The sequence below is a fragment of the Pseudoalteromonas sp. SR41-4 genome (assembly GCF_014163985.1).
In the GTDB taxonomy this organism is placed as follows: domain Bacteria; phylum Pseudomonadota; class Gammaproteobacteria; order Enterobacterales; family Alteromonadaceae; genus Pseudoalteromonas; species Pseudoalteromonas rhizosphaerae.
In genome coordinates, this window is sequence record NZ_JACJEI010000028.1 from 22,428 (window position 1) to 48,697 (window position 26,270).

Genomic DNA, 26,270 nt, shown 5'->3' on the forward strand with positions numbered 1-26,270 from the left:
TGCCCGTTTAACTTTAAGATGCCAAACATCTCAATGCAATTAAGGTCTTTTTATGTTTTTACCTTTTAAAACCAGCGTCGTCTTTAGTTTAACTCTTCTCACTTTACCTGTTTTAGCCACTCAAACACCACGAGAAGTACGCGAGCCAGAAGCCGCTACAGGCCATCAACTTAAGCAACATGTAACTGGTCAGCAGTATATGGTTGCTGCGGCAAACCCCTATGCTGCTAAAGCAGGACAAACCATACTCGCTAAGGGCGGCAGTGCAGTCGATGCTGCCATTGCAACGCAATTAGTCTTGACCTTGGTCGAGCCGCAATCATCAGGAATTGGTGGTGGGACTTTTATGCTGCATTTTGACAAAGGTCATAATAAGCTAACCAGCTTTGATGGCCGCGAAACAGCGCCAAGTAATGCTGACGAAACATTGTTTTTAGATGAAAAAGGTAACGCGGCACCTTGGATTGAAGCAGTGGTTGGCGGCCGTTCAGTGGGTGTACCTGGTTTATTGCATGCCTTTGCTAAAGCGCATCAACAATATGGCAAACTTGCATGGGCGGAACTGTTTAAACCGGCCATAGAACTTGCTGAACAAGGATTTGTAGTATCACCGCGTTTACATGCTTTGTTAGCCAAACAAATAAACCCTGGGGTGACAACACTTCCAGTGATCCGTGATTATTTTTTTCCAGATGGTAAACCGCTTGCTGTTGGCACTGTTAAAACGAACCAACCACTTGCTGAAGTTTACAAAAAAATCGCCAGTAAAGGCATTGATGCTTTTTATAAAGGCGATAACGCTAAGCAAATGGTTGCTGCGGTCACTCATTCTATTGTGGCACCAGGTACTTTAGCATTAACCGATTTAGCTAATTATAAAAGTAAACAACGTGACGCAGTTTGCACCCCGTACCACAGTTATAAAGTATGTTCCATGGCACCACCGAGCAGTGGCGGAGTCGCGGTGTTACAAATTCTCGCTTTGCTTGAAGATAAGAACATGGGTCAATTTAAAGCTAATTCTGCACAAGCCCTGCATTATTTTAGCCAAGCATCGCGACTCGCTTTTGCGGATCGTAATGTGTATATGGGCGACCCCGATTTTGCAGATATTCCTACTAATGAGCTACTCGATAAACGCTATATCGAGCAACGGACAAAATTAATAAGTGAGCGAGACGAAAAAGCCTATGCAGGGCAACCTCGTCCATTACTGAGTTACGCACAAGATGATGCGTATGAATTGCCATCTACTACTCATGTATCTATTGTTGACAGTGAAGGGAACGCGGTATCAATGACCAGCTCAATAGAAATGGCGTTTGGTTCAACGGTTATGGTGAACGGTTATATATTAAACAACCAATTAACCGACTTTGCCTTGTCGCCGCGCAAAAACGGCAAATTATTAGCCAACCGCGTTGAAGCAGGTAAACGCCCGCGCAGCTCAATGTCACCGGTGATGGTGTTTAATAACGATGGCAGTTTACGCTTAGTGGTCGGCTCACCTGGCGGTAGCCGAATTATCGACTATGTCGCGCAAGTAGTTATTGGCGTATTAGATTGGCAACTAACTGCTCAACAAGCCATTGACTTACCAAGAATTACTAATCGTAATAATTATACAAGTGTTGAAAAAGGCACCGCTATAGAGGCGATTATTCCTGATTTACAAAAACGTGGTCATACAGTAAAAGTCGTCGATTTAAACTCTGGCTTGCATGCGGTTGAAGTCGTCAATGGCACTTTATTTGGTGCCGCAGATCCTCGCCGCGAAGGGATCGCTTTAAGTGAGCAAAGTATTGTTCTTAAAGAGCACGAAATGCCAGTGAATAAGCCTTAATTGACATCGTGATTTAATGTACAATCTACTTTTACGTGTGTGTTAAGCGCACACGTCTTATTTTCTCCTAATGGTCTGACAAGATTGAATATCATTGCTTTTTAATATTCAACAGTAATAATGACAGATCGTAACTTAAAGACTTCGTTAAGCTTGGACTTATGACTACAAATACTGACCCAAATTATCTTTATATTCATCACTCAGGCCCAGGTCTGATCGAAACGCCACTCTTAAATAAAGGCAGTGCATTTACTCAAAAAGAGCGTGAAAGTTTCAACCTTGCGGGATTACTGCCTCCTCGCTATGAAACGATTGAAGAGCAGGTTGAACGTTGTTATCAACAATATTCAAGTTTTAAAGACAACCTAAATAAACACATTTATTTACGCGCCATCCAAGATAACAACGAAACACTTTACTATCGTTTAGTGCGTGACCATCTTGAAGAAATGTTGCCTATTATCTACACCCCAACCGTGGGTGATGCCTGTGAAAAATTCTCAGATATTTATCGCAGCGCGCGCGGTTTATTTATCTCTTATGAAGACCGTTATCAAATCGATGATATTTTACGTAATGCGACCAAAGGCAAAGTAAAGGTTATCGTTGTCACCGATGGTGAACGTATTCTTGGTTTAGGCGACCAAGGTATTGGTGGCATGGGCATTCCAATTGGTAAGCTATCACTTTATACCGCCTGTGGTGGCATAAGCCCAGCCTATACGCTACCGGTTATGCTTGATGTAGGAACGAATAACGAAAAGTTATTAAACGATCCTATGTATATGGGTGCTCGCCATAAACGTATTGCACAAGATGAATACGATGAATTTTTAGATCTATTTATTAAAGCCGTTAAGCGTCGTTGGCCAAATGTGTTATTACAATTTGAAGACTTTGCACAACCTAATGCAATGCCTTTATTAAAACGCTACCGTGATGAAATTTGTAGTTTTAATGATGATATTCAAGGCACAGCGGCGGTTACAGTTGGTTCGTTACTTGCTGCATGTCGTGTGAAGAGTGCACAGTTATCAGAACAAAAGGTAGTGTTCGTAGGTGCAGGCTCCGCAGGCTGTGGTATTGCCGAACAAATCATTACACAAATGGTGTCGGAAGGTATTTCTGACGAGCAAGCCCGCAGCCAAGTTTTCATGGTTGATCGTTTTGGTTTGTTAACACAAGGCATGGAAGGGCTGCGCGACTTCCAGCAAGCACTTGCCCAACCTACAGATAAATTAGCTGATTGGACATACAGCGGTGAATACGCGTCATTGCTAGATGTGATGCACTGCACAGCTCCTGATATTCTCATTGGTGTATCAGGGCAACCTGGTTTATTTACTGAGCAAGTTATTCGCGCCATGCATAATGGATGCGAACAGCCCGTTATTTTCCCGTTAAGTAATCCATCTAAGCAAGTTGAAGCACTACCTGAAGATGTGATCAATTGGACACAAGGCAAAGCGATTGTTGCAACTGGCAGTCCATTTGCACCGGTTGTTTATGACGGTGAAACATTTGTAATCCCACAATGTAATAACAGCTATATTTTCCCTGGTATTGGTTTAGGTGTCATTGCGGCGAAGGCCACCCGTATTACTGATGCAATGCTCATGGTGTCGAGTGAAATATTGGCAGAATCATCACCTCGAGCTAATACCGGTAAAGGGAGTTTATTACCTGCACTAACAGAAATTGAAACACTGAGTAAACGCATTGCTTTTGGTGTGGCTAAAAAAGCCATCGAAGAGGGGGCTGCACTTGAGATCAGCGATGATATGTTATGGGCGGCAATTGACAGAAATTACTGGTTACCAAAATACCGTAATTACAAACGTTGTAGTATCTAAGTGATCACTGCTGATTAACTAGTAAATTATCTAGAAACAGGCTTCGGCCTGTTTTTTTATGCTTGTTCATTTTAAATTAACCGCGTACGGTATCTAATAACGTTATTAAAACTATTAAGGATATGTATGCGTTATTTACCATTGTTAGCCGCGACTCTAAGTTTCAATGTATTTGCAGCCAGTACACCAGATGCCCCACACATTTACATTCAAGGCCAAGCGCAAATCTCCACTATTGCCGATAATGTAAAGTTAGGCGTTGCAATTGTTGAAGTTGATAAGGACTTGATGAGCGCTAAACAAAAAGCTGATCAAACTATGGCTAAAGCGATTAAATTAGCAAAGCAGCAGGGGATTGATGAAAAAAGTATTTATGGTTCACAAATCTCAATTAACCGAGAAAATCAATACAACCGTGAAACAGGTAAGCAAGACTTTATTGGTTACCGGGTTAGTCGCACACTTTCACTCACACTGACGGATGTAACAAAATATCCATTACTGCTGCAAAGTTTAGTGAACGCAGGCATTAATGAAATAAACCAAACTGAGTTCACATCGAGTCGTTTTGAGTCATTGCAAAAGAAAGTGCAAAAAATGGCAATTGCAGATGCAAAATCAGCGGCAAAAGAATTTGCTGCTGATTATGACGTAGAACTCAAAGGTTTGTATAGTGCTTCAAATGCCCCTATGAACGTATCAGCTCAACCTTATATGCGTGCTGAAAAAACCATGTTGTCAGACAGTAATTCTGGCAGTTTCGTCCCTGATGCCTATCATGCCGGCGAAATCACAATTTCGGCAGACAGTTACGCTATTTATCTAATTAAAAATTAACAGCCAACTCATTGGTGGCGAAATTTCGCCACCAATTTATCTCCCATTTCAGGGGAGATTCTCGCGATAGCATTAAGCATATTAATTATTTGGTCGCGATCATACTGATTACTAATATTCTCATTTACATCATCGATAATAGCATCTAAATAAGTAAATAGACTCTGCGCTGCTTTACTGTTCTGGTGGGTTCTGAACAAAATGTTTTTGAACGCTTCGAGTACATTATTCATCACATAACCATCACTTTTTGCATAGTTGCGGATTGGCGTGAAGTTATCATGCAATAATTCATCAAATGATGTTTCATGGAAATATAACAGTGGCTGTTTATCATCACTATGTTTTAAAGAGTAATTAACGTTATATATGCTTAATCGATCAATGAGTAAAATACTGAGCATATCGATCGCCTTTACCGCAGTACCAGGATCGTTAATACCCGGGCTCATCGCTTTCACTGCAATCTCTGAAATCTGTGTCATTCCAAACCTATAATTGTCACTTACATATTCTTCGATATAAAAAATAAAGCAATTAAGTAGATCTTCAAGGAGTTGCTCGTTATCAGATAAATCATGATTACATTTTAAAAACGGATAGCCTTCAACAGTAAAAAAACCCTGCTTAACTACAACATAAATTTTTATATCATGTTGTTGGCAAAGGGCACATAGTTTATCGCTATTCACGCCTTTAAAGTAACCTTCTGTTTTACTTGAAATACTCGACCAATCGTCAAAGTTAGGAAATACATCGATAGGGTTATCTTTTTGCATGCTAATAATCGATTTCAATTCATTTTTAGTATTCTTATATAAGTCGTTTAATACGTTATCGACTTGAATAGCCCTTGAAATTGAATGGATGAAAAATACAAAAAAGCCTAACGATATCAGGCCAAAAACAAGTGAAAAAAGTATGCCCAATGAAGGAATTCCTATTTCACCATTATCCATAGTCCGGATGTTGATCAGCATAACGATTGAAAAAATAATACTGCCGAGATAAAAGCCCAAAACAAGTTGATGTGATTTACGCGTTATAAGCCCCGGTAATACTCTTGGTGATAGACTTGCGCTGGCACTATTAAGTACGACCATAACCATAGAAAAACTAAAAACAGTTAGCGAAATAATACTACCCGTTAATGTACTTAGAATCGTTCGTGCATTTTCTTCGCTATCAACCAATAGTACCTCAAGCAGCGATTTAAGCTCCATAACAAAAGACGTATACTCTGTAGTTGTTACAAGTACAGCAAACAATAAAAATATCACTGATAATAACGATGGATAGAAACCGATACTACTGACTAATTCTCGGTAATTATCGGCAATTTTTCGCGGAGTGAACATATATGAAACCCTAAGATGACTTAGTTGTTGTACCAACAACAGCTAATTTATGCAGTAAGCTTAACAACAAACTTTGTTTTACGTCTAATTATTAATAATAACGTTTCCAATATATGCATGTTTTATTAGCTGGAGGCTTAAAACTTACTTAGTATATGGACTCCTAATAGCAAGCAGCAAGATGTTGTAACTTTAATTTTACGGACCGCATTGAGCGTCTTGACTACAATATTAGCTTATTGCTTGATATGCGACGAAATCGTCTAAATAATAGACGTCATTGAGAGGGCATTGTATAAGGTCATTCTATTAATCTCAGTAGCAAGACCATACAAAGGTTAAAATAAGTGATGTTGTTTTCTGAGGTTGATTATCATTTGTTATTTAAATAACAATAGTTGTATAGTAATACGAATTATTAGGGGGACTTGGCAATACACAAGTTCTTATAAACTATTAGATAAAAATTAGGTTTATTGTGATCATATCTTTCTACGCAGCCATATTAGCTTTTATGTATATTTATTTAAGTATAAATGTTGTAAAAGTGCGAAAAGCAAATCAAATATCATTAGGTACTAACGATAACCAACAACTACTGAGAGCAACGCGAGCTCATGGTAATTTTATTGAATACGTACCTTTCGCGCTGATCCTTATTTTTTTAGCAGAGTACCAAGGTTTAAGCAGTCATTATTGCCATCTTTTAGGGACTTTATTAGTATTTGGTCGCGTATGCCACAGCATTGCGATTAATGATAATACCTTAAAACTTAGAGTTATAGGCATGCTATCAACCTTTGCAACCCTCGCGTTAAGTGCAATTGCGTTACTGCTCGGTCGTTTTTTCTAAATGTTTTGTACATGGCTTGCACTTTCTACATCATTGATAGTAAACCCTGTTAGTGCAGCTGTTGATCATAATGATCCGCGTCAAACACTGAATGTTATTTATCCTAAGCCAGAGCGTGAATACGAACTAGATAATTGGTATCCGCTAGAGTTACTCAAACTTGCACTAAAATATAGTGGCCAAGCGTATACCTTACAATCATCGATAAAAATGGTACAAAGCCGTTCTTTAAAAGAGCTAGAACACGGTGAGCTGGTTAATGTAGTATGGTCAATGACAAGTATAGAAAGAGAGCAGTTGTTTAAGCCTATTAGAATTCCAATTTATAAAGGTTTATATGGTTGGCGTTTACTACTTACTACTGAAGACAAACTTTCATTATTTACAGCCGTAAAAATGCCATCTGAACTTAAAAAGCTTTATTTTATTCAAGGACATGACTGGCCAGACACGGTAATTCTAAGCGATAACGGTTTTCAAGTTTCAACATCAACAAGTTATGACTCCTTATTTAATATGCTTGTTAAAGGACGTGGGGATGCATTTCCTCGTTCAATTTTAGAAGTTGATTGGGAATTAAAGCAGCTTGATGCAAGCGATCACATTACTACGGTGCCTAATGTCGTTTTTAATTATCCAGCAGCGATCTACTTTTTTGTTAACTCGCAGCGCGATGATTTACATAATGCAATTAAAATTGGTCTAGAAAAAGCACATCAAAATGGTGAGTTTGATAAATTATTTAATCGCCACTTCGCTGAAATTATTGCAAGCGCAAAATTACAAGAAAAAATGATTATAAAATTAGAAAATACACATCTTCCTCACTTAACTCCTATTAACAACAGTGCATTATGGTTTACTCCAGAAAAAAGCATTCAGTTCCACAAGTCATTATGAATCCAATAACTAAAATCTTTATAATTGGCCTACCTCGTACGGGCACAACCAGTGTATGCCATGCATTTTTACAACTTGGTTTTAGTTGTGCCCATACAGCCTATACCAAGCAATGTTTTAACCAAGCGCAAGTGATTGCTGACACACCAATTTTTAATGATTACGAATATTTAGATTCACTTTATCCAGGTGCTAAATTTATCTATTTAGAGCGGGAAGCAGAAAAGTGGCTGCCTTCAATTCGCCAATTATTACTGAGAATGCACACCAACTTAATGCGAGAGGATGGGGGTTTTAACCCACATATTAAGCGTTGTTATCTGCATACCTTTGGTAGTTTTTCTATTAATGAGTTACACAATGATGCCTATTTACAACAATGCTATGAGCAACACAAAAGTGCTGCACATAACTATTTTGCTAAGCGAGCAGCTGACTTTTTATCAATAGATATAGCCCATCCAAACAGTTTTAATCAGCTTTGTGATTTTTTGCAATTACAAACTGAACTGACAAAGTTTGAAAAAATGAATATTGGCGGCAAGGTAACAGCTTGGAATGCAATAAAACATCCACTAAAAGTTGCATCAACAGCAAATGGTAAAATCGATAAATATCTATACCCAACATCTTGATAAGAAGTAACTACTCAAGGTAATTAAAAATTATTGCTGTAACAAGATTTTGTAGTTCAATTGCGTTAAAATCTCGCCATTAGTTTTTAGGTAAAATATTTATGTTCGAATTAAAATACCACACTCCATTTGCATGGACCGAAGCTGTGATGGCAGACTTTGACACCTTTTTACAAGATCATGCCGCTGCAGAAAAAAAAGCGTCCGGTATGGCTATGTCGATGTTGTCGCATTATCCAGATCGCCAAAAGCTTGTAAAAGCAATGACCGATTTAGCACTGGAAGAAATGATCCACTTTAAACAAGTATTAAAGCTATTGCTTGATCGTGATGTTAACTTAGGTAACGACCAAAAAGATCCGTACGTAAAAAAAATTCGCGCGATTTTTAGAAATGGCCGCGACGAGTTTTTAATGGATAGATTATTAGTAGGTGCCGTAATTGAGGCGAGGGGACACGAGCGTTTCTCTTTAGTTGCACAAGCATTACCAATCGGCAAAGAAAAAGATTTTTATGTGGCAATAGCTAAATCAGAAGAAAAACATAAAAACTTATTTGTCGAGCTGGCTTATGAATATTTTGATAAAAATGAGGTCGATTCGCGATTAGAAGAAATTCTTATCGCTGAAGCTGAAATATGTAAAAACATCCCATTTACTGCGGCGCTGCATTAATCAGATCAGCGCTTGATAGTGCACGTTGAAGTGTATAACCGCTGAGCAGCAACAGCTGCCATATGTTCAGCCATTAATTTGGCTGATATTTGCTTGTATGTAACTCACTTTTTTGAATTTTTTTTGGTTGTAAGATCACTGGAAATTGGGCTACTACCTTAGTCCCTTTGCTGCTAGAGCTTCGCTTAATAGGCAGTTTATATTCTTTTGCAATACTATTCATCACGTAATAACCTAGGCCAAAATTTATAGAGCGGGTAAACATTGATAGGCCTTTACCGTTATCTAGTACCTGCAATATTAACTTGTTATCGATCTTATTTAAGTGAACTGTTATTTTAGTTGCACTTGCATGTTTAAATATATTCTCAACAGCATGGTATAACACCGCATAAATATCACACTGTAATTGTTTAGTAAGAACTTCATTACCAAGCGTGATATTGAATTCCGACTTAATACCATCCCTTGATAAACATTTAATATGTAGCATATCAATCGCTGTAGCCAAGTCGTTCTGCCCAAGGCTTGCATGGCTATTAGCAATAGGGCTTAAAATTTCATGTGCTTTTTTAAGTTTATCAAGGCCTTTACATACCATTATTTGATCTCCGCCACATAAATCTATGCCGTTTGCTAAGTTTATAGCAGCAACACTTAGCCCTTCACGCTGTAATTGCTTTTGATGTGACTTAAAAACACGGTGAAAACTCTGCAACCAAAAGAATACAAAGCTAGCAACACCTAAAAATAAGCTAATTAGTATTAAAGCATAAAACCACAAAGCACTATTTGAGCTATACCAAGGCCCACTTACAAAAAAATTGAAAGACTGTGGCTTACTCCACATACCTCCATTAACTTTGCTTCTATATTCTAATGTGTAATTATCAGGGTTTAGCTTATTTAATTGTATTAATGGGGTAGGGATATCATGCCATTCACTCATATTTAAGCGGTATTGATAATTAATGTGATCGCTAAGCGTGTAGCTATAATTAGTCAAAGCTATATCAAGCCAGCCAGAGTTATTCACTTTTAACGTTTCTGGATTTAAGTACGTTTTAGTGTTTGTTCTTATATAACTAATACGACTATTTGGTATAGTTTCTTGCTTTTTTCTTTCAACTCTTATTACGCCTTGGTTGCTAACCGCAACAATTTTATCACTAATACTTAATATTCCATTTGGTGTAAAAGAATGATCTCCTGTACCTTCTAAAAGATTAGTGTAAGCATCATCCATACTAAACTTGTGAATACCATGGTTAGTAGATAAATAGAGCTCTTGGCTCAATGAATGTAGCTCATTAATATATAGCGGGCTTACAATAGATTCCCACTGACCGTTAATTTTTCTAAATAAACCGCTGCCGTAAGTTGCTGCATAAAGTGTATTACCTAACAATTGAATATCTGCGATAGGTGCATATTTTTCAAGTTCAATCGAGGCATCACCCCGTTGATTAAAAGATATCAACCCCTTTTCATTAGCAATATAGAGTATACCTCCAAGGTTTTTAGTTGCCCAAGCAGTCTTATGCGATAGAAATTTATTGATATACCCTGAATCGAGTTGCGAAAGGGCTAAATCAAATATTTGAACTCCCTCATCATTTGTGGATAAGTAAATCTGTTTATTAATAACTGCTAAGTTAATTACATAACCTTTAAAGAACTGAGTAACAAGCTGTGTAGTCAAGTTAATAGCATATGCACCTAAATTAGTAGTAACGAACAGCGTGTCACCTTCTTGCTGTAATGCAGTGACAGAAAAACCAAGTTTTGAGATTTGCTGATTCAAATTGTTAAGAGCAGAATAGTGACCGTCAGAGTAAATATAAAGCCCGTTATCAGAGCCTATCCAGGTTTTACCATTTACTGTTGCGATCACATTGTAAATCGAAGCAATTGAAAGACGATCGAGTCTGACCTTAGATGAAACGACCTCAAAGCTATTAACATCTAATGCCCATAAATTTTGTTCATCATCAACAAACAAGTCTTTATATGCTTGAGGATGGGAGTTTATGCCTTTTTGTAACACTGATAGTTGTGTTATTTCAGCTTGGTTTATAGAGCCACGGTCTACATAATACAAAAAATATGGAGGTGAAAAGCGCAGATGTCTTGCACTTGTAATGTCGTCATTAACAATTTTTATGTCATTCAAGTATGAATATGATGTCATATGATCATTTAAAAAATAAATCACTCCGTAAGGTGTAGCAACTAGCTCTCCGTCACTAACATGTGTGTCATCAATTAATCGTACACTCCTATTATTAATCACGTAGACACCGTCATTTGCCATAATGTACCCATGGTTGGCTGAGGCAGATACATCAAACATCTTATCTTTTTTACCAAGCGGCTCAGTAACTTCAAATGTTTCTAGATCAAGTAACGTTAATTGCTCTCTAGCTAACATAAATAAATATGTATTATTTACTGCCAGCTTTCTAGCTGCGATATCACTAAGTTTAACGGCTTCAAGCGTATTTAGATTAAATTGCCACACCTCTTTATCTTTATAGGCTATATACAAATAACCTGGTGATTGAAAGATAACATCACTTGTCCAACGCTTAGGTAAAATAGAGATACTCGAAAGGTTTAGGTAATGACTACCATCGAAACGATAGACACCATCATGTGAAGAAAAATAAATATTCTTGTTATTATCTTGGGTAGCGGCATTCAAATGCTGCATGTTAAATGCAAAACAATAAGTGCTACTCAACATAAAGAAGATTAAAAATAGTAACTTGTTCATAATGGTGTCCATTTTATTATTATTACCAATCAAATTGGCTTACACATTTCCTAGTGACCATTATTGTGCCGATGTTGGCCTGTGATCTCTAGAACCACAATATGGCTTTACAATTGGTAACTCTACGTTTAAATCATCAGAACGTTCAGATGTTAATGATTCTGCTTGATAATTTAACGTTTTTTTAACCCCTTTTGATATAGTACTTTTATACCAATTTTCATGAGCATTTTCAGGAGGAGTTACAACTAGAAATGTAGGCTTTCGAGGGTCAGCTTCATTTACTTTAGTGTTCCAACTATGCAAAACCTGATCACCTGCTGCGTTGCCGTACATACTTGCAAATGCAGTAGCAAGTAAATGCGCACCTGCATCACTGGTTATAATCATCGCCGTTTTAGAAAAGTCACTACCACAATCAAAGCTCATATCAACATTAAGCAATGAATTATCTGGTAGTAAAATATCTGCACTCATATATTGAATAACTGCACGATCTGCTTGAGGAGCAAGGGCTGCAACATTACAAATCGTTAATGTTGCACACAGTAAAGTTGCAATTTTAAATGTATTTTTAAGCATATTAATATCCTTTTTTACGCCATAGACAAAGATCCATCTGCAACAGTATCAACAAATACCTCACTCATGACAGTCAAAAGCTTTTGAGTCAGTATTGTTGTAACTTTTGCACATCAGAAGTTCACGTCTTGTAGGCAATTTTTTATAAAGTAATTTCTCTAAAACTTTTTCAACCAAAGTGTTAGCTACTAATCACTAATATTAGTTGGAGAAGTTCTGAGCTAGTTTTATTAACTTCATCTATTTCAACTGCCAAAATGCATAAATAAAGTTCCAGTGAATATTTTTTAAGGTACATACTAACAATTGTCCACAACACGGAGTGTTCTTATGTATGTGAATACAATAGCTACATGTAGTAAACCTTTATCATTATTTACTGCTAACTTTTCTTTTTACTTTTTCTAAAATACCGAAGTCAACATCATCGATATTATCGATAATGTTATTTAGCAAAAAATTTTGCATAGAATTAATTTAGCATGACTTCTGAAAAAATGATATTTGAAGAAATAAAGACCATTATTAGTCACTCTATGTAAATAACTATCACGAATATTGAATACGGCATTAGTTTGGAGCTATATCACTCATGATGAGCATAAAGACTTTTAAATGAAATTTTCAGACAAACTCGCATCTGCAGGTTATTCTATTGGTATTTATTTAATGCAGAAACAATCCAATAGTGGCCGGAGTAGGGGGTTACCGTTAATATGATTTTATTACTTTTAAAAATGATATTAACTGGCTGAAACTCAAAATTTTATTCTTTATTGTGCATTGTAACGGTTTGTTTAATAAGCTCAGATGTTAATTGTAGAGTTGTAGATTCAGATATTGATTTATTTGCAGATAGTTGGCAAATATAAAATAATCCCATGTTCAAAAAAGCAGTTCGTTCAGTAGTTGTTGTTAAAATATTTGCAGTTTGCTTAATTGAACCAGATAACTCAGCCAGCGCAAGCGCTTTTTCAGAACTAGTGCCTTGACTAGTTGAGACACTTGCGGCAGTTTTGGACAAGTTCAAAATAGCTTCTGAAATAGTTGCTTCACCTTTGCTATCGGTTGTTTTAATAGCTAATGCAGTTTGCATGCAAGCTCTAATTGTTCCATCTGGATCGTTTAAGATAACTGCAGCACTGGTATCTGGCTCCCAAACAAAGAGGGTACCAACAGTTTGTTCATTTTTATCGGCAATAGATATATAGGATTTTTTAAAGTATGTACTGCAACCACAAAGTATAGATGTAACAGCAATAATAGAAATAAGTTTCATATCGTACTCCTTTACATTAGTAACTAATATAAACATGGTTTACAAATATAATTATGTAAAGTTAAAAATGATTAGTAAGTAAATATGGTTGAAATTTAAGTAACAGCAGCAAAGTTAGCGCTTAAAAAGTCGATACCAGATAGCTAGCAATTAACGCTAGGGCACTTGCCTGTGAATATACTAAACGGAATGTCACGTAAAAACGCACCTATATATAGTAGCGCTGTTACAGTTAGCAGCACTCAAGTTGAAAAGTTCTTAACTGGCCAACTGGCAATTGAGCAAGTACACGAACTAATGAACGCTGTTCAAAAACCAAATACGTTTGCTTATATAGGCAACCAAGTAAAAATATCGTACCAAGATTTTATGATCACGGCAGAGCTAGGCCAGGGTTAAATACCATCATAGCTGCCGGTAAAGTTTAAACATCGGCAGCTCATTATAGTTGTGTGTAAATGAGCAGCGCTCAAAGTCAGCTAATATAAAACAGCTTTTAAAGTGCGTTTAGAGTCAAAGTTAAACAACCAGCCATTAACAATTAGTTATGTGTGAGTTAGGTGTTTGAAATTGGTGTAACTGATTTAACCTAAATTTGCATGCAAGTAGGGAAAATAGCGTTTATTAATTACGGTAATTAGGTTGTTACTTATAAAACTCACTCTATTTAACATAATATAAATTATAGGTTATTAAATATATTAATGCGAACCTCTGCAAATACACACCTAGAACCACCTGCTAAGTCCAATACTAGACGGTATCGGACTTAGTGATGATTTATTTCAATAATACAGTTTAATTCGAGTATCTTTCTTGAGCTTCATTATCGCTTAGCATAGTATTAAAAATACAATTTAAGCTGTATCACAAGAAGTAAACAATATGGAATTTGTGCGCCCGTTAGAACCAATCCTAATAATTGATGATGTTCAAGATATACGTGACTACTTAAATCAGATCTTAACTGAGTTAGGTTTTGAAGATATTCTTGAAAGCAGAGATTTTGAATCGGCTAAAACGTTGATTGATGAAAAGTCTCCGAATGTTATCTTTCTCGATATTGAACTTCCCGATACCGATGGTACAGAAATTCTTGAATACTTAAATGACAATTACCCACATACACATGTTGTCATGTGCTCTGGCCATAACAGCCTTGAAAATGTTCAAAATACTTGGGAACTAGGTGCTAAAGGTTTTATTGCAAAGCCATTTAATGCTAAAAAAGTTGATACTGTGATGAAACGCCTCGAACTTATTTAATGTAATTTATCAACCTACAAGGTTACTATGCAACAGACCGTACAAGCGATCATTGATGATTTATCTCAGGTTATTTTTGGCAAACAGCAACAAATAAAACTCGCGTTAACCTGCTTATTTAGCCAAGGTCATTTATTAATTGAAGATTTGCCAGGTATGGGTAAAACCACTTTATCGCATGCACTTGCTGCGGTATTAGGTTTATCATATCAACGAGTACAATTTACCAGTGATTTATTACCCTCAGACATACTGGGCTCAAGTATTTTTAATGCCAATGAGCATAAATTTACTTTTCATAAAGGGCCTATCTTCAGTCAAGTTGTTTTAGCGGACGAAATAAATCGCGCAGGTCCAAAAACACAAAGCGCTTTATTAGAGGCAATGGAAGAAAACCAAGTTACTATGGATGGTGATAAGCATGCCCTACCAACACCATTTTTTGTTATAGCAACTCAAAACCCTTTATATCAATCAGGTACTTATCCTTTACCTGAATCTCAATTAGACCGTTTTTTTATGCGTATTAGTTTGGGTTTTCCACCTAAAGAAGCTGAACGTAAACTCATTTTAGGCCAACATAATCGTGATTATGCACACTTACCTGTACGTATCGATACACAACAATTAATTGAAATACAAAATAAAGTAAGTGCTGTTATGTTAAGTGAACCAGTTGTTGATTATATTTTGGCGCTTGTATCTGCTACCCGAAATAACAGCCAATTTGCTAATGCGTTATCTCCACGGGCCAGTATTGCAGTTGGCAAAGCCGCGAAAGCATGGGCGTTTATTGATGGTCGTGACTTTGTTACCCCTGATGATGTCCAAACTATTTTTGCTAGTGTTAGCGAACATCGTTTAGGTCTGCAGCATGATGTTAGCTCACAACAGATCAAACAATTAATAAATACTGTTGATGTGCCACTTTAAGGTATGAACAATAAAACAGGAAAGCGCCCTACTTTTTGGTTTCAGTTTAAAGCTAAGGTATTCAAGCTATTAGTAAGAAATAAACATAATACCGAACATCTTACCTTAACGCATAACACAATATATGTTTTGCCATCAAAATTGGGCGTGAGCTTTTTAGTGGTTACTATGCTTAATTTTATATTAGGCATTAATTATCAGAATAATCTGATTTTAGCGATGGCTTATTTAATGCTTGTCGTAATGATATTTTCGCTACTTATGGGTTATAGCAATCTTAAAGGATTAAAAATTGATTATAAAAATCATATAGCTAGCTATGCTCCCTGCTCTGCATTATTAGAGCTGCAACTAAAAACCGAAAAAAAATGTCAATCATTGCAGTTTATTTATGAAAATAAAACCCTCACAACCGTTGATGAAATAACCAGTCAAAAGCAAATAGTTAATTTAGATTTAGGATTAAAAGAACGTGGTGAATACCCCTTGCGCCGATTAAAAATAATCAGCAAGTACCCGTTTGGATTAGTATCAGTATGGAGCTACATGCAATTAGCACATACGGTATTTGTCTACCCGCAACAACTCAAACCATTGCATGAAGCTAGTTTGCAAAATAACCACAACACTGATGATGGCCTGCATAAAAACAGCCATGGTAGTGATGAATTTGATGGTTTAAATATTCATCAAACTGGTATGAATATGAAACGAATATCATGGAAACATTACGCAAAAACTCAGCAATTAATGGTAAAAGAGTTTGTAAATTATTCAGCCCAAAGTGTTGTTTTTGATTTTAATCAGTTACAAGGAAATACCGAATCCCGCCTACAACAATTAAGCTATTTAGTCACTCAGGCTTACTCACAAGGCGTTAGTTATGGCCTGCAATTAGAAGCAGGACTATACGCGATCAGTGATACCAAAGAACATTGTAAACAGTGTTTAGAAGCACTAAGCCGTTTTGCAAAGGATGAAAATGAAAGTCACTGATAATTTAACCGCGATCAATTTGTCGTTATCTATTGTTTATATTTTAGTGCTGAGTTTTATTTTTACTGAGTTACCTCCTCTATTTAATACATTATTAGCTAGTTTGTGTATTTGGAATCTAGCCGTTACCTTATTGAAAAGAAATAAACCCAATGCCATATTAGCAAATACTTTGGCCGGTTTGAGTCTATTGATCTTGTTTTATGACGTAGGTTTTAGCGATACGGTGACTTTATTTGTTGCGATGCTGATCCTCTCTAGCTTATTTAAATTACTGCAAGCCAATACAAAAAAGCATTATCAAACTATCATTTTGTTAAGTTTTTTTAGTCTCTCAACAGTATATCTATTTTCTCAGAGCTTATTTGCTACGCTAGTAATTAGCATGCTATATATTTTAAATTTTGCGCTTTTAGCGCTGATTGAATCTAAACATAGTTTAAAAATTGCAGCTAAAGACAGCTGCAAACTTTTGTTGCTAGCACTACCTTTAGCGATATTTTTATTATTATTGTTACCGAAACTTCCCGCATTTTGGCAATTACCGGGGCCAAAACTCGCTAAAACCGGTTTGTCAGAAAGTGTTGATCCATTTGATATAGCCAAACTGTCTAATTCAGATGAGTTAGTATTTCGAGCTAAATTTGATCAGCAAAAGCCATCTTCCCCCTATTACTGGCGAGCGATTATACATGATGAGTTTGATGGGAAACGCTGGTTAATATCGGACATTTTAAAAAGCCAACAAGTAATTGACCAAACCACATCAGCTGAACGTGGTGAACCATTATATAGTTATCAAATTTTTGCAGAGCCTGGCGCTAAGCCTTGGCTTTATGGTTTACAGTTTGCCGACTCGGCCCATCAAGATGTAAAAACAACCAGCAATGGATTACTACTGCGGAAACGTTTTTTAGCTAATAGTATTAGCTATACAGCCCAGAGTTATGCTTTTAGCTTGGCTGAACTCTCTCGCTCTGCACACTATCAAAACGTGCAGCTTAGTTTAGCTAAAGAGACTAATTTACAGTCGCAGTCTTTAGCTAAACGTCTGTATGAACAACATAATAACGATGATCAGGCTTTTTATTCAGCACTGTATGACTACTTTGCCAATAATAACTTTAGCTATACCTTAACGCCCGATCCAATTACCGGTAACAACACCCTTGACCAGTTTTTATTTGCTAATAAACGTGGTTTTTGTGGCCATTATGCCAGCACAGCTGCATTTATGTTTAGAAGTGTTGGTATTCCTGCCCGCGTTGTTTCGGGGTACTTAGGTGGTGAGTATAATCAACAAAATAGTTATATGAGCGTCTATCAATATGATGCCCATGCATGGGTTGAAGTATTTATAAAAAATAAAGGTTGGCAAATTTTTGATGCAACTGCGGTTGTTTCACCTGAACGATTAAACGGATCTTTATCACAGCACTTGCAGCTTAATAGCGAATTTACTAGCAACTTGAGTTTTGGCTTATTACGATTGAGTAATATTGCTGGTATTAACTGGTTAAGGCTTAAGCTTGAAAATCTTGATTACCAATGGACAAATTGGGTGTTAGGTTTTGACCAGCAAAAGCAATCTTCCCTGCTAAAAGAATTATTCGGTAATAAACAGCTTTGGCAAATTTCACTGATGGTGATAGCAACCGTATGTTTAGCCTTTATTTGTTACTTTGTGTATTTGTCTTGGCCTAAAAAGCCAGAATCGCCAGCGCATTCACTCGCAAAAGACTACCTTACTGTTGTGCGTTGGTGTAATAAGCAAGGTATTTCTGCACCGTCAAATCAAACGCCGCTGCAATTTTTAGCATATGCAGCTCAACAGCTGCCTAACAAGCGGACATATATCATGCAATTTGCGCAATTATACTCCGATGTGCGTTATCGCCAGCTAATATTTAGCGCTTATCGTAAAAAACACAGTAAAAATCTGGTAAAATTAATTAAAACAACAACTAAGAGAACTCTATGAATGCAGTCGTGATTGGCGTTATTTTAATGCTTGGCCTTACTTTAGCCCGCGTTAATGTAATTGTTGCTATGACTTTAAGTGCTTTAGTCGCCGGTTTAACCGCCGGACTTAGCTTAAACGATACCCTAAACGCATTTAACGCAGGCCTCTCTGGCGGAGCTGAGATCGCTCTAAGCTATGCAATGCTAGGCGCATTCGCTGTTGCGATTTCAAAATCAGGCTTAACGCGCATTTTAGCTGCAAAACTACTCGCTAAAGTAAATAACAATAGTAGTAATAGCGAAACGAATTTAAGCTATTTTATTTTACTGATAATTTTAGTGTGTGCAATTTCATCGCAGAACCTAGTCCCAGTCCATATAGCTTTTATACCAATTTTGATACCCCCGCTACTGGTTATATTTAATAAACTAAGGTTAGACCGACGTGCTATTGCCTGTATTTTAACGTTTGGTCTAGCAACCTCATATATGGTTTTACCCTATGGCTTTGGTGGAATTTATTTATACTCGATTTTACATAAAAACTTAGTGGAAAATGGCTTAGATATCATTAATACCCAAGTACCTATAGCGATGATCATTCCTGCCTGTGGCATGTTAGTTGGGTTAATTGTAGCTGTGTTTATCAGTTATAGAAAACGTCGGGATTATCAGCATGATGAACATCAAGAGCACGCAACTAATGTGGTTGTAGAACAACCTAAAAAAGTATTGTTAGTCGGTATTACAGCGGTATTAGCCTCTTTAGCAGCACAAAATGTCAGTGGTTCAATGATTTTAGGTGGCTTAGTTGGGGTGATGATTTTTAGTTTGTTTGGCGTAGTTAAGTGGGAGCAAAATAGCGACGTATTTAGTAAAGGCGTAGCAATGATGGCAATGATTGGATTTATCATGATCTCAGCTCAAGGGTTTGCCTCTGTAATGAAAGCGACAGGCGATGTGACTAGCTTAGTACAAAGCGCCGCATTGATTATTGATGGCAACAAACCTTTGGCAGCTGCACTAATTTTATTAGTTGGTTTAATGATCACCATGGGGATTGGCAGCTCATTTTCCACAGTGCCAATAATAGCAACCTTGTTTGTGCCACTGTGCTTAGAGCTTAACTTTTCAATGATGGCAACCGCAGCTTTAGTGGGAACCGCAGGTGCTTTAGGCGATGCTGGCTCCCCTGCTTCCGATTCAACCTTAGGACCAACTTCCGGCTTAAACGCTGACGGTCAGCATGATCATATCTGGGATTCAGTTGTGCCTACTTTTATCCACTTTAATATTCCATTACTAATATTTGGCTGGATAGCCGCTATGGTGCTTTAATACCTTGAATATGAGTAACCAAGTAGAGAATAGATTAAGTCCCCTACTTGGTTACTTAATTATTTTTTTAACGAAGATGCTAAAGATATAAAATAGTGTAATGTAGTATGATGTGTTCTTTTTATAAAGCAAAGAAAGCACCATAAAAGTGCTTTCTTAACTTAACAACTCGGTTTAAAAACCATAAATCATCTTATCGCATACAACCGGCGTAGGTCTGTGATTGTCATCGACCGCAACGAATGTAAAACTGCCAGTAATTGCCGAGTGTTTATCATCCCTGTGCATTGTTTCTAAGAATATTTCAACGTCGACTCTTAAACTTGTATTGCCTACATGCACAACTTTTGAGATCAATTCAGCGAAGGTTCCAGCTGGAATAGCTTCTTTAAAATCAACTCTATCTGATGAAATGGTTACCAATGGTTTACGGCAAAAGCGCGTTGCAGCAATAAATGCAACTTCGTCCATCCATGCCAATGCATCACCACCAAACAAGGTATTGTGGTGATTAGTGCGCCCAGGAAATACTGTTTTTGTGACCGAAGTCGTTGAGTCTTTAATGCGCTGAGCAATTATTTCTTCACGGTTTACTTGAGTTGTCATGTTCTCTACTTTTGGTTTGCTAATTTATCTAACATCATAAGTGCAGGATCAAGGCGTTCGCCTTTCCAATTAAAACGCCAATCCAGATGAGGACCAGTTACACGACCAGTCGCACCAATTTCAGCTATTTTATCACCACGTTTAATGGTATCCCCTACTTTTACATCAAGCTTACTTAAGTGTATGTAGGTAGACGTGACACTGTGGCCATGATCTAAAATTAAAGTGCCGCCAGAGTAATAAAGGTCGTTATCAGCAAAAACAACGGTACCACTGACAGGCGCATAAACAGGGCTGCCTGTTTTGTTGGCTATATCTAAACCAAAATGTGGCCGACGAGGCTCACCATTAAAATAGCGTTGGCTACCATACACACCCGAAATACGCCCTTGTGCAGGTTTGTAAACTGGATCTAAAAAATACCTAAGCTCAGAGTCAACTTTTCGGGCATTTCTTACTGCCACAGCTTCGCGGCTGATACGTTCACTTACCGCTTTTGGCGGTGACACATATTTACTTGCCACTCCAGTAATTTTATCAATTTTATAATCACGTTTAGTGATCTCAATCGCTTGCTGATGTTTGACACCGTCTGCATCAACCCAGGCTAATTGATGGGTTAATTCAGCATCACGGCCAAAGCCAAATACAAAATCACCTTGTGCGGTGGTTTTTAATGCTTGGCCATTAAAAATAACTGACTTAACCCCATCAATTTGACCCGTCACTAACCCGCCTTGGGTTAAGTGACCTTTTAGCTCCACTGCATCAGCAAAAAAGCTCACAGTAGCAAATAACGAAACGGCTAATAATTTACGCATAACAAATGGACCCTTTGGCCACACCTTCGTATGCTGTGACTTTTACGTCATTGTCAGGATGCTGCGCTTTAACTTGCTCAGCAAGGTAACCTGCAATACATTCAACCGTAGTATCAATGGGTAAAATATCACACCGTTCTTTACTTATTGCCATTTCAAAATAGCCTTGTGCGGCGGTATAGGCAAAACAGAGGTCATTTTCTTTGGCGCTGATGTGCTGTAGCTGCGGCGCTTGAATTTGATCTTCTGCTGTCGCTAAATAAATATCTTGCCATTTATCAGCCCATTGCTTTTGTAAGCGTGGCATTGCCATTCCATCAAGGGCAATACCAATTTGCGAACGGTGACCATGAATAATACGCTGGCAATTACCGTCGTGCTTTTTAAGGCCATGACTATAGTGATAATAAAAGCTCTTACTATGCTCTGGCTTTAACTCAATTTCGATTTTATCGATATTGCTTGGTAACTGCGGCATGATTGTAGCAATTAAAAATTCAATAACTGACTGCTCATTAATAACATCAGCATCAATTAAACAAAACGCTTGGTTTGGCGCGCTCATTGCTAAGTGGTGATCATCACCAAAAGTACAATCAAGTGTTGTGTAGTCACCATGGTTTTCAACTTGGCCGTTAATTTGGTTGCCAATGGCCAGCTTGTGATCAATACATTGGTCGATAATGCCTTTGATTTGCTTTTTAACTAAGCCAAAATCAAGCACCATAGACTCTTCATTTAACTTGCCATGCAAGGTTAAATCAACAATCCAGCTCTCGCCAACTGCGCCTCGTTTATTACACAAGTAAGAAAAATCAATTACGGTAAGTGCGTTAACAAAAAGGATCATAAACTTCCTTTATACTGGTTAAAAAATCACGGTAATTATAATGATTTTTGCTAGTAATTGCGCGATTTAATCGTGTAATTAGCATGTTCTTCACCTAAGCGGTGGTATTTCGTGCAAATAAATTATTTTTTTAACTGCTCCGAGTTGTTTAGCGTACAAGTGTACGCTAAAGTACGTGGCAATTTCTAAGCGATGAAAAGTGTTATGGAACCTAAAAATAGTTATACAAAAGAAGATTTGATCCTATGTGGTCAAGGTGAAATGTTTGGAGAAGGCAATTGTCGTCTACCAAGTGACAACATGTTAATGATGGATCGTATCATCTCAATCACTGATGACGGTGGAGAGCATGGTAAAGGTGAAATCGTTGCTGAGCTTGATATTAACCCTGATCTTTGGTTTTTTGCTTGTCACTTTAAAGGTGATCCAGTCATGCCAGGTTGTCTTGGTTTAGATGCAATGTGGCAACTGGTTGGCTTTTTCCTTGGTTGGTCTGGTGGTCCTGGTCTTGGCCGTGCGCTAGGTGTAGGTGAAGTTAAATTTACTGGGCAAATTTTACCAACAGCAAAAAAAGTTACCTACCGTTTGACCATGAAGCGCGTTATTAAACGTAAATTATTCATGGGGATGGCTGATGGTACTGTTGAAGTAGATGGCCGCGTTATCTACGAAGCAAAAGATTTAAAAGTTGGTTTATTCCAAGATACTAGCGCGTTTTAATTTTTTATTAAAACCCAGCTACAAAAACGCCGCTGTTTCATAAACAGCGGCGTTTTTGCTTTAATTCAATACTTAAAAATTAGGTTTTATACATATTGCGATTTTCTATCGCTTCGCGCCAACCGCCTAACCACTCTGATTTTGGGTCTACTTGTTGATAAGGGCATAGGTCTTTTGAACGGCCCGCGAGGCCTGCTTTAAAGCCTTGAGAATGAGCTCTTTCTAACCGATCTCTTTTCTGTCTCTTCATAGGTAAATCCTCACCTTTTATATTTATATATTTGTAGTGTTCGTGACATCTACATTTAATGAATAGTTAATAAAACTGTTAAATTCAAATCACAAAAGCAATTAAATAAATTGACTTTAACTAAGCTGCTGATGCAAAAATGAATTAACATATAAAAAAGTAAAGTGGTCGTACCATCTTCTGTGCGACCCATATATGTACAAAAAATTACGACTATCTAATCACTAACACGCAGTTTCCTGCTCTAATTGTGACTGCGGTTTATGGATGAAGTTCCTATAAAAAATGTAATTATGACAAATTTATTTCAACTCATTAATAGTAAAGAAGTTTAATTTTTGAACTTATTTCAGACCACTTTACTGCGGCTTATTCGCACTTAATTAGCCCACATTTCACGTACACTTTTTTAAATTGTTTAATAATTAATCCTTGCATATATAAATACGATCGGTCTAATATGTGTTTATGCTAAAAAACAGTCAAAATCCACCACGACGTGGTCGCCCACCAAAAGTTGCCCGCAGTAATGCCGACACCAAAGCATTACTTATTGCTACGGGGGTAGAAACACTTACCGAGTTTGGCTTCAGTGCCACAGGACTTGATACTATTTTAAAAAAAGTAGGTGTTCCAAAAGGTTCTTTTTACCACTACTTTAATAATAAAGATGCCTACGGCTTAGCTGTTATAGACGCTTATAACGATTACTTTGTTGCTAAACTTATTCGCTATCTAGGGGCAAGCGATATCCCTCCTTTAGAGCGACTAATCAATTTCACCCAAAGTGCAGCAAGGGGTATGCAAAAGTACGATTTTAGTCGCGGTTGTCTAGTCGGTAATTTAAATCAGGAACTAAACCACCTCAGCGCTGACTTTAAAAATAAACTATTGACCAGTTACGAGATTTGGCAACAACATGTGCAAGTTTGCCTGGCACAAGCTCAGCAGGAGCGTGTTATTGCAGCCAACGTGAATACCACACAAATGAGTGAATTTTTTTGGATTGGCTGGGAAGGTGCTGTAATGCGTGCCAAGCTAACTAAAAATACTCAGCCACTTATTTTATATACTGAAATGTTTTTACGTGCATTGCTTAGGTAACGGCTTAAGTAATTGCTCTTTTTGCATAACAATTAAAAGACGATCGGTCTAAATGGAGTCCAGATGAACAATCAATTTAAAGCCATTGTTATAAATAATACTGACGATAAGTATACCGCGTCAGTACAAACACTAAATAATAGCGAATTACCCAATCTCCCTGTCAAACTAGATGTGCTTTACAGCACCCTAAATTATAAAGATGGTCTAGCTATTACAGGAAAAGGCCCCGTGGTGCGCTCATTTCCTATGGTGCCGGGTATTGATTTAGTGGGTAAAGTAATAGCCAGTGATTCTAGCGAGTTCGCTATTGATCAGTTGGTATTACTAAATGGCTTTGGTGTTGGCGAAAAATACTGGGGGGGGCTGGCTCAACAAGCCGCTGTTAATGGCGATTGGTTGATCCCACTCCCAACGTCGTTAACACCTAATCAGGCCATGCAAATTGGTACTGCCGGTTACACCGCGATGCTCAGTATTATTGCGCTTGAAAAGCAAGGCATCACTCCCGACTCTGGTGATATTTTAGTAACGGGTGCAAACGGTGGTGTAGGTAGTTTTGCCGTCTATTTACTTAATCTACTAGGTTTTACCGTAGTTGCAGCAACAGGTCGTGTAAATCAAAGCGAACATTTAAAACAACTTGGCGCCTCTGAAGTGATCGACCGAAATGAGCTATCAAATCCAGGTAAGCCATTAGCAAAAGAACGTTTTGCTGCAGCCATTGATTCAGTTGGCAGTCATACCCTTGCTAATATTTGTGCTTCTTTAAAGTATGGCGGTGTTGTTACTGCTTGCGGTTTAGCACAAGGCATGGATTTTCCTGCATCCGTTGCGCCGTTTATTTTGCGTGGTATTTCATTAATCGGCATAGACAGTGTAATGCGTCCTAAGGTCGACCGCATCCAAGCATGGCAACGTCTAGGTGAGCTTGTTGAGCAGAGCTACTTAGATAAAATATCGACTGAAATTAATTTAGAGCAGGTTATTAACGCGGCTGATGAGCTGATGGCCGGAAATATCCGAGGCCGTGTAGTAGTAAATTGCCAACAGTAAAAAAAAGTTATACCAATCGTGTTAAGTTACTAAGTATTTATAGCGACATAGAAATGCAGTAATAACAAGACAGGAATTTTGACATGCCGTTGTTCTACTTGAAAAATTACTGACGTAGTTTTTAGCCCTCCAGAATGGTTAAATATTTAACTCAATTGGTATTATTAAAGCTTCTTGTAAAAGAAGCTTTAATTTCTTCGTCATTACACGCCTAAAGCAGCAAGCTTTTCGTTTAATTCGTCTTTTGAAATTAAACTCATTTCATACTGTTTTTTAACTTTACGAATAGTGTCAAAATTATCAAGCTTTAATCGTGCTTTAGCTAATTTCTGTTCTTTTTCTGCTACAGAGATCACATCAAGTTTAACGGCTTTTTCAAGCTTCTCTTTTTCTTGATCGTATTCTTTTTGAAAAATTGCTTTTTCTTGAATGATGATTTGATCTTTTAGCTTTTTCTCAATTTCAATAGCTTCATCTTCAAGCTCAATTTTTTTCTCAAGTAACGGTTCAACACGGTTTAATGCTTCTTGCAAAGCACTTTCGATATTTTGTCCTTGGTTTTCTAGTAAATTTTCGACGTATTTTTTACCAATATCTTGATAACCAATATTTAGCTGCCCTTCTATTGAAGTGATCTCAGAGCGGATCGCCGATAACTTTGAGTTCTCTTTCATTGAGGTGCTCATATCAGAGCTTAGTTTAGACGTTGATTCGCTGATATTTGAACCAATAGTGGTAGCTTGTGTTTTAATTTTATTAAAAAGACCCATGTATA

Annotated in this window: 25 protein-coding genes; 16 read left to right on the forward strand and 9 right to left on the reverse strand. The window is 37.4% G+C overall.

What is annotated here, in order from left to right; genetic code table 11:
- The first annotated feature begins 52 nt into the window (after positions 1-52).
- From ggt to H5180_RS18450, 3 genes are all read left to right on the forward strand, one after another.
- Entirely contained in the window at positions 53-1,843 is a 1,791-nt protein-coding gene (gene ggt, locus H5180_RS18440) for a gamma-glutamyltransferase (RefSeq protein WP_182732074.1), read from the forward strand.
- Positions 1,844-2,004: 161 nt separating this feature from the next.
- Positions 2,005-3,699 (forward strand): NAD-dependent malic enzyme, encoded by a 1,695-nt coding sequence (locus H5180_RS18445; protein WP_145233359.1) that lies wholly within the window; start codon positions 2,005-2,007, stop codon positions 3,697-3,699.
- Between the two features lie 126 nt (positions 3,700-3,825).
- Entirely contained in the window at positions 3,826-4,536 is a 711-nt protein-coding gene (locus tag H5180_RS18450) for an SIMPL domain-containing protein (RefSeq protein ID WP_182732073.1), read from the forward strand.
- 8 nt (positions 4,537-4,544) lie between these two features.
- On the opposite strand, the gene H5180_RS18455 is transcribed toward H5180_RS18450, so the two are convergent.
- On the reverse strand, positions 4,545-5,894 hold the full coding sequence (locus tag H5180_RS18455; RefSeq protein WP_145233363.1) for a DUF2254 domain-containing protein: 1,350 nt from the start codon (positions 5,892-5,894) through the stop codon (positions 4,545-4,547).
- 478 nt (positions 5,895-6,372) lie between these two features.
- Here H5180_RS18455 and H5180_RS18460 point away from each other — a divergent pair, with 478 nt between their 5' ends.
- From H5180_RS18460 to H5180_RS18475, 4 genes are all read left to right on the forward strand, one after another.
- Complete coding sequence (locus tag H5180_RS18460) at positions 6,373-6,747, forward strand: MAPEG family protein (RefSeq protein ID WP_145233364.1); 375 nt, start codon at positions 6,373-6,375, stop codon at positions 6,745-6,747.
- Complete coding sequence (locus H5180_RS18465; protein WP_145233366.1) at positions 6,748-7,647, forward strand: transporter substrate-binding domain-containing protein; 900 nt, start codon at positions 6,748-6,750, stop codon at positions 7,645-7,647.
- A gap of 5 nt (positions 7,648-7,652) precedes the next feature.
- A complete protein-coding gene (locus H5180_RS18470) occupies positions 7,653-8,282 on the forward strand; it encodes a sulfotransferase family protein (protein ID WP_182732097.1) in 630 nt (209 codons plus the stop codon).
- 101 nt (positions 8,283-8,383) lie between these two features.
- Positions 8,384-8,956: a tRNA-(ms[2]io[6]A)-hydroxylase gene (locus H5180_RS18475; RefSeq protein ID WP_182758795.1), complete on the forward strand. Its 573-nt coding sequence runs from the start codon at positions 8,384-8,386 to the stop codon at positions 8,954-8,956.
- 73 nt (positions 8,957-9,029) lie between these two features.
- Here H5180_RS18475 and H5180_RS18480 read toward each other — a convergent pair whose 3' ends face one another.
- The 3 genes from H5180_RS18480 to H5180_RS18490 form a co-directional block, all read right to left on the reverse strand.
- The gene (locus H5180_RS18480) at positions 9,030-11,732 is read right to left on the reverse strand and encodes an ATP-binding protein (RefSeq protein WP_182758796.1); all 2,703 of its coding nucleotides are present in this window, start codon (positions 11,730-11,732) and stop codon (positions 9,030-9,032) included.
- Positions 11,733-11,792: 60 nt separating this feature from the next.
- Entirely contained in the window at positions 11,793-12,314 is a 522-nt protein-coding gene (locus H5180_RS18485; RefSeq protein ID WP_182732069.1) for a hypothetical protein, read from the reverse strand.
- A gap of 766 nt (positions 12,315-13,080) precedes the next feature.
- On the reverse strand, positions 13,081-13,593 hold the full coding sequence (locus H5180_RS18490) for a hypothetical protein (RefSeq protein ID WP_182732068.1): 513 nt from the start codon (positions 13,591-13,593) through the stop codon (positions 13,081-13,083).
- A 171-nt stretch (positions 13,594-13,764) separates the two neighbouring features.
- On the opposite strand from H5180_RS18490, the gene H5180_RS18495 reads away from it, so the two are divergent.
- From H5180_RS18495 to H5180_RS18520, 6 genes are all read left to right on the forward strand, one after another.
- On the forward strand, positions 13,765-13,992 hold the full coding sequence (locus H5180_RS18495; RefSeq protein WP_259397336.1) for a hypothetical protein: 228 nt from the start codon (positions 13,765-13,767) through the stop codon (positions 13,990-13,992).
- A 486-nt stretch (positions 13,993-14,478) separates the two neighbouring features.
- A complete protein-coding gene (locus H5180_RS18500; protein ID WP_145233960.1) occupies positions 14,479-14,859 on the forward strand; it encodes a response regulator in 381 nt (126 codons plus the stop codon).
- A gap of 27 nt (positions 14,860-14,886) precedes the next feature.
- Positions 14,887-15,792 (forward strand): MoxR family ATPase, encoded by a 906-nt coding sequence (locus tag H5180_RS18505; protein WP_182732067.1) that lies wholly within the window; start codon positions 14,887-14,889, stop codon positions 15,790-15,792.
- A gap of 168 nt (positions 15,793-15,960) precedes the next feature.
- On the forward strand, positions 15,961-16,788 hold the full coding sequence (locus H5180_RS18510) for a DUF58 domain-containing protein (RefSeq protein WP_182718843.1): 828 nt from the start codon (positions 15,961-15,963) through the stop codon (positions 16,786-16,788).
- Positions 16,775-18,769 carry a DUF3488 and transglutaminase-like domain-containing protein gene (locus tag H5180_RS18515; protein WP_182758797.1) on the forward strand — a complete coding sequence of 665 codons (1,995 nt, stop codon included), beginning with the start codon at positions 16,775-16,777 and terminating at the stop codon, positions 18,767-18,769. The genes H5180_RS18510 and H5180_RS18515 overlap by 14 nt, the downstream gene beginning before the upstream one ends.
- Positions 18,766-20,088, forward strand: coding sequence for a Na+/H+ antiporter family protein (locus H5180_RS18520; protein WP_182758798.1), 1,323 nt, complete (start codon positions 18,766-18,768; stop codon positions 20,086-20,088). The genes H5180_RS18515 and H5180_RS18520 overlap by 4 nt, the downstream gene beginning before the upstream one ends.
- A 174-nt stretch (positions 20,089-20,262) precedes the next feature.
- Here the strand turns inward: H5180_RS18520 and H5180_RS18525 are convergent, their stop codons facing one another.
- From H5180_RS18525 to H5180_RS18535, 3 genes are read right to left on the reverse strand one after another with little or no spacing between them, the layout of a single operon-like run.
- Complete coding sequence (locus H5180_RS18525) at positions 20,263-20,694, reverse strand: acyl-CoA thioesterase (protein WP_064666260.1); 432 nt, start codon at positions 20,692-20,694, stop codon at positions 20,263-20,265.
- 5 nt (positions 20,695-20,699) lie between these two features.
- Positions 20,700-21,515 (reverse strand): M23 family metallopeptidase, encoded by an 816-nt coding sequence (locus H5180_RS18530; RefSeq protein WP_182758799.1) that lies wholly within the window; start codon positions 21,513-21,515, stop codon positions 20,700-20,702.
- On the reverse strand, positions 21,508-22,365 hold the full coding sequence (locus H5180_RS18535) for a 6-carboxytetrahydropterin synthase (RefSeq protein WP_149981106.1): 858 nt from the start codon (positions 22,363-22,365) through the stop codon (positions 21,508-21,510). The genes H5180_RS18530 and H5180_RS18535 overlap by 8 nt, the downstream gene beginning before the upstream one ends.
- A 204-nt stretch (positions 22,366-22,569) precedes the next feature.
- On the opposite strand from H5180_RS18535, the gene fabA reads away from it, so the two are divergent.
- Positions 22,570-23,085: a bifunctional 3-hydroxydecanoyl-ACP dehydratase/trans-2-decenoyl-ACP isomerase gene (gene fabA / locus H5180_RS18540; protein WP_145233946.1), complete on the forward strand. Its 516-nt coding sequence runs from the start codon at positions 22,570-22,572 to the stop codon at positions 23,083-23,085.
- Positions 23,086-23,164: 79 nt separating this feature from the next.
- Here the strand turns inward: fabA and rmf are convergent, their stop codons facing one another.
- On the reverse strand, positions 23,165-23,335 hold the full coding sequence (rmf, locus tag H5180_RS18545) for a ribosome modulation factor (protein WP_016707188.1): 171 nt from the start codon (positions 23,333-23,335) through the stop codon (positions 23,165-23,167).
- Between the two features lie 468 nt (positions 23,336-23,803).
- Between rmf and H5180_RS18550 the strand changes: the two genes are divergently transcribed.
- The gene (locus H5180_RS18550) at positions 23,804-24,439 is read left to right on the forward strand and encodes a TetR/AcrR family transcriptional regulator (RefSeq protein WP_145233944.1); all 636 of its coding nucleotides are present in this window, start codon (positions 23,804-23,806) and stop codon (positions 24,437-24,439) included.
- 63 nt (positions 24,440-24,502) lie between these two features.
- Positions 24,503-25,495 (forward strand): MDR family oxidoreductase, encoded by a 993-nt coding sequence (locus H5180_RS18555; protein ID WP_182758800.1) that lies wholly within the window; start codon positions 24,503-24,505, stop codon positions 25,493-25,495.
- Between the two features lie 203 nt (positions 25,496-25,698).
- Here H5180_RS18555 and H5180_RS18560 read toward each other — a convergent pair whose 3' ends face one another.
- On the reverse strand, positions 25,699-26,265 hold the full coding sequence (locus tag H5180_RS18560; protein ID WP_149981103.1) for a hypothetical protein: 567 nt from the start codon (positions 26,263-26,265) through the stop codon (positions 25,699-25,701).
- Between the last annotated feature and the right edge of the window lie 5 nt (positions 26,266-26,270).

Coding starts and splice junctions, on each gene's coding strand:
- H5180_RS18530 (WP_182758799.1), bottom strand. CDS start 21,515: ATGCGTAAATTATTAGCCGTTTCGTTATTTGCTACTGTGAGCTTTTTT.
- H5180_RS18465 (WP_145233366.1), top strand. CDS start 6,748: ATGTTTTGTACATGGCTTGCACTTTCTACATCATTGATAGTAAACCCT.
- H5180_RS18525 (WP_064666260.1), bottom strand. CDS start 20,694: ATGACAACTCAAGTAAACCGTGAAGAAATAATTGCTCAGCGCATTAAA.
- H5180_RS18535 (WP_149981106.1), bottom strand. CDS start 22,365: ATGATCCTTTTTGTTAACGCACTTACCGTAATTGATTTTTCTTACTTG.
- H5180_RS18500 (WP_145233960.1), top strand. CDS start 14,479: ATGGAATTTGTGCGCCCGTTAGAACCAATCCTAATAATTGATGATGTT.
- H5180_RS18490 (WP_182732068.1), bottom strand. CDS start 13,593: ATGAAACTTATTTCTATTATTGCTGTTACATCTATACTTTGTGGTTGC.
- fabA (WP_145233946.1), top strand. CDS start 22,570: ATGGAACCTAAAAATAGTTATACAAAAGAAGATTTGATCCTATGTGGT.
- H5180_RS18555 (WP_182758800.1), top strand. CDS start 24,503: ATGAACAATCAATTTAAAGCCATTGTTATAAATAATACTGACGATAAG.
- H5180_RS18515 (WP_182758797.1), top strand. CDS start 16,775: ATGAAAGTCACTGATAATTTAACCGCGATCAATTTGTCGTTATCTATT.
- H5180_RS18505 (WP_182732067.1), top strand. CDS start 14,887: ATGCAACAGACCGTACAAGCGATCATTGATGATTTATCTCAGGTTATT.
- H5180_RS18520 (WP_182758798.1), top strand. CDS start 18,766: ATGAATGCAGTCGTGATTGGCGTTATTTTAATGCTTGGCCTTACTTTA.
- ggt (WP_182732074.1), top strand. CDS start 53: ATGTTTTTACCTTTTAAAACCAGCGTCGTCTTTAGTTTAACTCTTCTC.
- H5180_RS18475 (WP_182758795.1), top strand. CDS start 8,384: ATGTTCGAATTAAAATACCACACTCCATTTGCATGGACCGAAGCTGTG.
- H5180_RS18445 (WP_145233359.1), top strand. CDS start 2,005: ATGACTACAAATACTGACCCAAATTATCTTTATATTCATCACTCAGGC.
- H5180_RS18550 (WP_145233944.1), top strand. CDS start 23,804: ATGCTAAAAAACAGTCAAAATCCACCACGACGTGGTCGCCCACCAAAA.
- H5180_RS18455 (WP_145233363.1), bottom strand. CDS start 5,894: ATGTTCACTCCGCGAAAAATTGCCGATAATTACCGAGAATTAGTCAGT.
- H5180_RS18485 (WP_182732069.1), bottom strand. CDS start 12,314: ATGCTTAAAAATACATTTAAAATTGCAACTTTACTGTGTGCAACATTA.
- rmf (WP_016707188.1), bottom strand. CDS start 23,335: ATGAAGAGACAGAAAAGAGATCGGTTAGAAAGAGCTCATTCTCAAGGC.
- H5180_RS18560 (WP_149981103.1), bottom strand. CDS start 26,265: ATGGGTCTTTTTAATAAAATTAAAACACAAGCTACCACTATTGGTTCA.
- H5180_RS18510 (WP_182718843.1), top strand. CDS start 15,961: ATGCTTAATTTTATATTAGGCATTAATTATCAGAATAATCTGATTTTA.
- H5180_RS18450 (WP_182732073.1), top strand. CDS start 3,826: ATGCGTTATTTACCATTGTTAGCCGCGACTCTAAGTTTCAATGTATTT.
- H5180_RS18480 (WP_182758796.1), bottom strand. CDS start 11,732: ATGAACAAGTTACTATTTTTAATCTTCTTTATGTTGAGTAGCACTTAT.